Here is a 5401-nt window from a genome sequence, read left to right on the forward strand (position 1 = left end):
CTCTAGGAAATATTCAGGTTCACCAAACCTTTTTCTCCATATTTTCTGTGCATTGGAATATCCACTATCCATACAAAACTCTTTGATTCCTTTACATTGTAATTCTTGAATCATAGCATTCAATAGTAAATTACCTATACCACGTCTAAAGTCATTATCCGATTCAAATCCCTCCACAGAAAGAGAAAATGTAATATTGCCAACTCTCTGTAATTCAGAACAAAGTTTCTCATCAATCAATGAACCATTAGAGAAAATATTAAAATAACATTCAGAATGTTCTTCTGCAAGTCTAATTATATCGTCTTTCCTGATGAGAGGCTCCCCTCCTGTCATCATATAGAAATATATTCCCAGTTCTTTCCCCTGAGTTACTATCTTGTTCATTATGTCATAAGTTAAATTTAATTTGTGTCCGTATTTAGCAGCCCAACAGCCGATACATTTTTTATTACAATCTGAAGTTGGATCAAACAGTATTGTCCATGGAATTTGAGTACCAAATTCCAACTTCTTCTTTGGTAAATCTTTATTTTCAATAATCATAGATTGAAAACCTAAATTCATAATTATCTGCTTTCTGACATTTGGATGTGTATTTTTTAGTGTACTAATTATAAGTTTTGTCCATTTATTTTCCGGATTTTTTAACATCTCTCTTGCTAAATCAAAAGCTTTTCCCGAACCATCAAACTTATCTCCTATATTACTTTGAGTAAAATTTATTATTTTTAAGATAGTCGATGCATCAAGTTCATCTCTATCTACTTGACTAAGAAACTTATCAATCAATAGACTAAATGCTTGCCTTTCTACAGTTGTTTTAATTTTCATAATATCCCCCTTACTTTAAAATCTATTAAACAATATATAAATTGCTACAAAAATTGAAATTAATAAACCTATAAATGAAAAGTGTTTTTGAAAATATAGCCCATATCTAAAACCAACTATATTCCCAACAGTTGCAATTAAAATTGAGATTATAAGAAATATATAAAATACTTTATTTGTAATAAACACATCCAAAAAAGCTATGGACAATCCCAAAATAAAAGCAATTGTAATTGTAATTATACCTGTTATCACCAAAGATTTTATAGGTAGCTTATCTATTCTGCTCTCATAACTATTCTTTAACTTAAAGTACCTGTATAGAAGATATAGTCCTACAAGGACGAATAAAACGCTGGAAACTATATGTAATACATTTGTCAAAGAAACCTCTCCGGTGAAAAAAGTTCTCGACAAAATATTATTCCCCAAGTGTAGAGAATTTGTCTGCCCGATTGCAAATATAACACCCACAACAATTAGCTTCCATAAATCTTTCTCTACAAACTGAGATGCGGCTGTCATTGTTGATATTATAAGATCAATTGATAGTATAACACCAACTATAACTATATATAAGAAACCATTCATTATATCACTTCCTCTTATATTTTATATTTATTATAGTTTTAAATTTTCTTGGACTAAATATTCAAATTTCATAATTTATTGCCTTATATACTACAAAAACTTAAATATGTAGCTTTATAAAAACAAATCTAAAAACTTGTATTATAAAACAAACAATAACAGACTAATGAGCCTCCTCAATATTTGACATAGAGCCACAAACGCAAAAATCCCTTCGATAATTATATTTCATATTATCAAAAGGATTTTTTAATTAATCTTTTATTAACTATATACTTTTTTAAAATTTATTTAATCTAAAACTTTTGCCGGCAACCCAACTGCGGTCTTTCCAGCTGGAACATCTATAAGCACAATTGCTCCGGCTCCTATCTTAGCACCATCCCCAATTGTAACAGAGCCTAAAACTGTCGCGCCGGTTCCTATAGTTACGTTGTTTCCCACTGTAGGATGTCTCTTTTCTTCTTTTTCATTTCCAGTTCCACCTAAAGTGATGTTGTGGTAAAAGTGGCAATTATCTCCTACAACCGCTGTCTCTCCTATTACTACTGCCATTGCATGGTCTATAAATAAATTTTTGCCTATCTTAGCTCCAGGATGTATTTCTATTCCAGTTTTCTTTCTACTCCTTTGAGAAATCCATCTTGCTATTAAAGTATTTCCATTATTATAAAAGCGATGTGCAATTCTATGGTATACCATAGCTTTTACTATTGGATACATAAATATCGCTTCAAATCTACTTTTACAAGCAGGGTCTTCTTTTAATATGAAGTCCCCGTGTTCTATTAATGTTTTAAAAAATTTACTCATATTCAAATAACTCTGTAGATATATATCTTTCTCCAGTATCAGGTAATACTGTGACAATAGGCCCCTCTAATTTTTCTAACATTTTCAAAGCACCTACAACATTTGCACCTGATGAAATGCCTACTAAAAGTCCCTCTTCTTTTGCCAATTTCCTTGCCATTTCCATTGCTTCAGAGCCTTTTACAGTAACTACGTCATCTAAGATTTCTCTATCCAAAACTTTTGGCACAAAGTTTGCCCCAATTCCTTGAATCTTATGAATTCCTGCAACATTTTTAGTCAACAATGGAGATTCTTCCGGTTCAAGTCCCCAAATTTTGATATTTTCATCTTTAGATTTTAAATATCTTCCTACTCCTGTTACAGTCCCTCCAGTCCCTATACCTGCAATAAAACCTTTGACTTCTGGTATTTCAGAATATATCTCAGGACCTGTTGTCTTTTCGTGAGCAACTGCATTGTATTTATTTTCAAATTGATTAGGCATAAAATACTCTCCTGTAGCTTCAAGCTCTTTCGCTCTATCTACAGCAGCTTGCATTCCACCTTCACCAGTTAAAATTAGTTCCGCTCCATATGATGCCATGAGCTTTCGCCTTTCGATTGACATAGAAGCCGGCATTACTATTGTAACTTCATACCCTAAGTTCTTACCTATCATTGCAATTGCTATTCCAGTATTTCCACTTGTAGGTTCTACAATTTTCATACCTTCTTTTAAATTTCCATCTGCAATTGCTCCCTTTATCATTTCATAAGCTGGCCTATCTTTAATTGAGCCTGCAGGATTTTGTTTTTCAACTTTTACATATATATTTCCGTTACCTATATTATTTAGCCTTATTAAATTCGTGTTTCCTATTGTATCTAAAATATTTTTCATCTCAATACCTCCACAAGTTACTATAGTCTTAGGACTATGTTATCTTCATATACCCGAATTTTTTTATAAATAACTATTCATCTTTTTTATATATTTGATGATTTTTGTTTTTTTGATATATTAAAAAAAAGTGAGTCTTAAACTGGCTCTATAATATCTGTTGGGGAGTAAATCTCTAACAGATGTTTTTGTATAAAAAATTTGCACTTATATGTATTTAGTCCTAAACTTAAAATAAGTAAAACCAAATTTAGGAGATGCATATAAGTGCAAAATAATAATATTATGAATTTGTTTGGTTTTAAAGATGTAGTTTTTGATAGTTTTAATGAGGATAATGAATTTGTCCATGTTCATCTTTTTGTTTCTAAGATGTCTATCTGTCCTCATTGTGGTTCTAAAAGGATTTGGGTTCATGATCATAGAGTTCAAAAGATTAGGGATTCTCATATTTGTGGTAAAAAAATACTAAAATTTTTGGAAACTCCTAGGAGTTTTGTTTACTATGCTTATTTTTAGTGGTTTTTGATTTATTTTGGTTTAGGATCTATTTTAACTGCTATGTGTTGATTTTTACATAATAAGAGAGGCTCGTATTAATGAGCCTCTCCAATATTTGACATAGGGTCTTAATATTTTATTACGCTTCTTACATCATAACCTTTTAAAATTTCTCTTCCGGGAAGATCTTCTAGTTCAATTAAAAAGTCTAGTCCGATTATCACTCCGCCAAGGCTTTCAATGAGTTCAATAGCAGCTTTTGACGTCCCGCCGGTTGCTAAAAGGTCATCGACTATAAGTACTTTTGTTCCTTCTTTGATTGCATCTTGGTGCATTTCAATTTTATCAGTTCCATATTCAAGGGAGTATTCTTTTGAAACAGTTTCAGAAGGGAGCTTTCCAGGCTTTCTAACAGGAACAAATCCACAACCTTTTTTATAGGCTATAGGTGCTCCAACTATAAATCCTCTTGCTTCTATACCAACTACAACATCAACTTCATCATTTCTCAAATCACTTATTTGGTCAATTGCCTCTTTAAATCCATCAGACTCTTTAAGTAACGTTGTGATATCTCTAAAAATTATGCCTTCACTTGGATAATCTTTAAGTGCTCTTATTTTGTCTCTAAGGTCCATAATTCTCCTCCATTCAAAAGAATTATAGCACATCATAGTTTTATACTACAACATTATATCCAAGCTCATTTATCATTTTTATATCTGTCTTAGGATCCATCCCTTGGGTTGTCAATAATGTACCCGAAATACTTGCATTCGCTCCACTCATAAAGCTTTCTTTCCCGGTATCACTAAGCAGCGCTCTTCCGCCGGCAAGTCTTATATATACATCTTTTAAAATAAATCTATAAATAGCAATAGTTCTATTTATCTCTTCCTGAGTCAAACGTTCATTATCTCCCATAGGAGTACCCTTTATCGGGTTTAAAATATTAACAGGAACAGAATCAACCTTTAACTCTTTCAAATCAAATGCCATATTGATACGGTCCTCTCTGGTTTCTCCAAGACCGATAATACCTCCACTACAAACTTCCAGTCCAACTTCTTGAGCAGCTTTTATAGCATCTATCTTTTCATCAAAACTGTGCGTTGAACAAACCGTTGCAAAAAATTCTCTTGATGATTCTAAATTGTTATGTACTCTTCTGACACCTACATCATATAGTTTTTGGTAATTATCTTTAGATAAAAGACCGAAAGAAGCACAAACTTCAACACCTACATCAGACTTAACTTTTTTAATTGTCTCGCACACTCTGTCAACTTCTTCATCTGACAACCTCTTACCACTTGTAACCAAAGAATATCTTTCTATTCCAACATCTTTTTGTTTTTGAGCATCAGCAACTACTACATCTTCCTTTAAAAGACCATATTCATCTGAATTGTGTCCATAATGACCTGACTGAGCACAGAATTTACAATCTTCTGAACACTTTCCGCTCTTTGCATTTATAATAGTGCAAAAATTAAAATTTGTACCACAATAGTGTTCACGAATTTCATTTGCACATTTTTTTAAATCTTCATAATCCGCTTCGTATAGAGACATTGCCTCTTCTTTAGTTAAATCATAACCAGCTATGACTTTATCCTTCAATTCAAAAATATCCATAAAACACCTCTATAAAAGAATACAGTTTTATGGATGTAATGTCAATTATTTATATGCTTAAGTTTACTATTGTTTTTATTGTATAAATATTGTTAACTATGTTCTAGCGTTAAATTTTGTTTTACAATTTTTACAAGTAAC

7 protein-coding genes are annotated in these 5401 nt (G+C 31.7%); 1 reads left to right on the top strand and 6 read right to left on the bottom strand.

Annotated features, from left to right (window positions below):
* The 4 genes from SOR77_RS03080 to cysK form a co-directional block, all read right to left on the bottom strand.
* The coding region (locus SOR77_RS03080) for a radical SAM protein (RefSeq protein WP_320635725.1) at nucleotides 1-834 on the bottom strand (834 nt) is incomplete at its 3' end.
* 15 nt (nucleotides 835-849) lie between these two features.
* Nucleotides 850-1425 (bottom strand): manganese efflux pump, encoded by a 576-nt coding sequence (locus SOR77_RS03085; RefSeq protein WP_320635726.1) that lies wholly within the window; start codon nucleotides 1423-1425, stop codon nucleotides 850-852.
* Nucleotides 1426-1716: 291 nt separating this feature from the next.
* On the bottom strand, nucleotides 1717-2238 hold the full coding sequence (gene epsC / locus SOR77_RS03090) for a serine O-acetyltransferase EpsC (protein ID WP_320635727.1): 522 nt from the start codon (nucleotides 2236-2238) through the stop codon (nucleotides 1717-1719).
* Nucleotides 2231-3121: a cysteine synthase A gene (gene cysK, locus SOR77_RS03095; protein ID WP_320635728.1), complete on the bottom strand. Its 891-nt coding sequence runs from the start codon at nucleotides 3119-3121 to the stop codon at nucleotides 2231-2233. Before cysK ends, epsC begins: the two co-directional genes overlap by 8 nt.
* Nucleotides 3122-3493: 372 nt before the next feature.
* On the opposite strand from cysK, the gene SOR77_RS10220 reads away from it, so the two are divergent.
* Nucleotides 3494-3640, top strand: coding sequence for a transposase family protein (locus SOR77_RS10220; RefSeq protein ID WP_414153382.1), 147 nt, complete (start codon nucleotides 3494-3496; stop codon nucleotides 3638-3640).
* A gap of 110 nt (nucleotides 3641-3750) precedes the next feature.
* Here SOR77_RS10220 and SOR77_RS03100 read toward each other — a convergent pair whose 3' ends face one another.
* Together SOR77_RS03100 and bioB are read right to left on the bottom strand one after the other, a co-directional pair.
* Nucleotides 3751-4260, bottom strand: a complete 510-nt coding sequence (locus tag SOR77_RS03100) for an adenine phosphoribosyltransferase (RefSeq protein WP_320635729.1) — start codon at nucleotides 4258-4260, stop codon at nucleotides 3751-3753.
* A gap of 40 nt (nucleotides 4261-4300) precedes the next feature.
* Entirely contained in the window at nucleotides 4301-5260 is a 960-nt protein-coding gene (bioB, locus tag SOR77_RS03105; RefSeq protein ID WP_320635730.1) for a biotin synthase BioB, read from the bottom strand.
* Nucleotides 5261-5401: the final 141 nt, after the last annotated feature.

It is taken from the genome of Peptoniphilus sp. (assembly GCF_034090345.1).
Classification (GTDB): Bacteria; Bacillota; Clostridia; order Tissierellales; family Peptoniphilaceae; genus Peptoniphilus.

Coding starts and splice junctions, on each gene's coding strand:
- cysK (WP_320635728.1), bottom strand. CDS start 3,121: ATGAAAAATATTTTAGATACAATAGGAAACACGAATTTAATAAGGCTA.
- bioB (WP_320635730.1), bottom strand. CDS start 5,260: ATGGATATTTTTGAATTGAAGGATAAAGTCATAGCTGGTTATGATTTA.
- SOR77_RS03100 (WP_320635729.1), bottom strand. CDS start 4,260: ATGGACCTTAGAGACAAAATAAGAGCACTTAAAGATTATCCAAGTGAA.
- epsC (WP_320635727.1), bottom strand. CDS start 2,238: ATGAGTAAATTTTTTAAAACATTAATAGAACACGGGGACTTCATATTA.
- SOR77_RS10220 (WP_414153382.1), top strand. CDS start 3,494: ATGTCTATCTGTCCTCATTGTGGTTCTAAAAGGATTTGGGTTCATGAT.
- SOR77_RS03085 (WP_320635726.1), bottom strand. CDS start 1,425: ATGAATGGTTTCTTATATATAGTTATAGTTGGTGTTATACTATCAATT.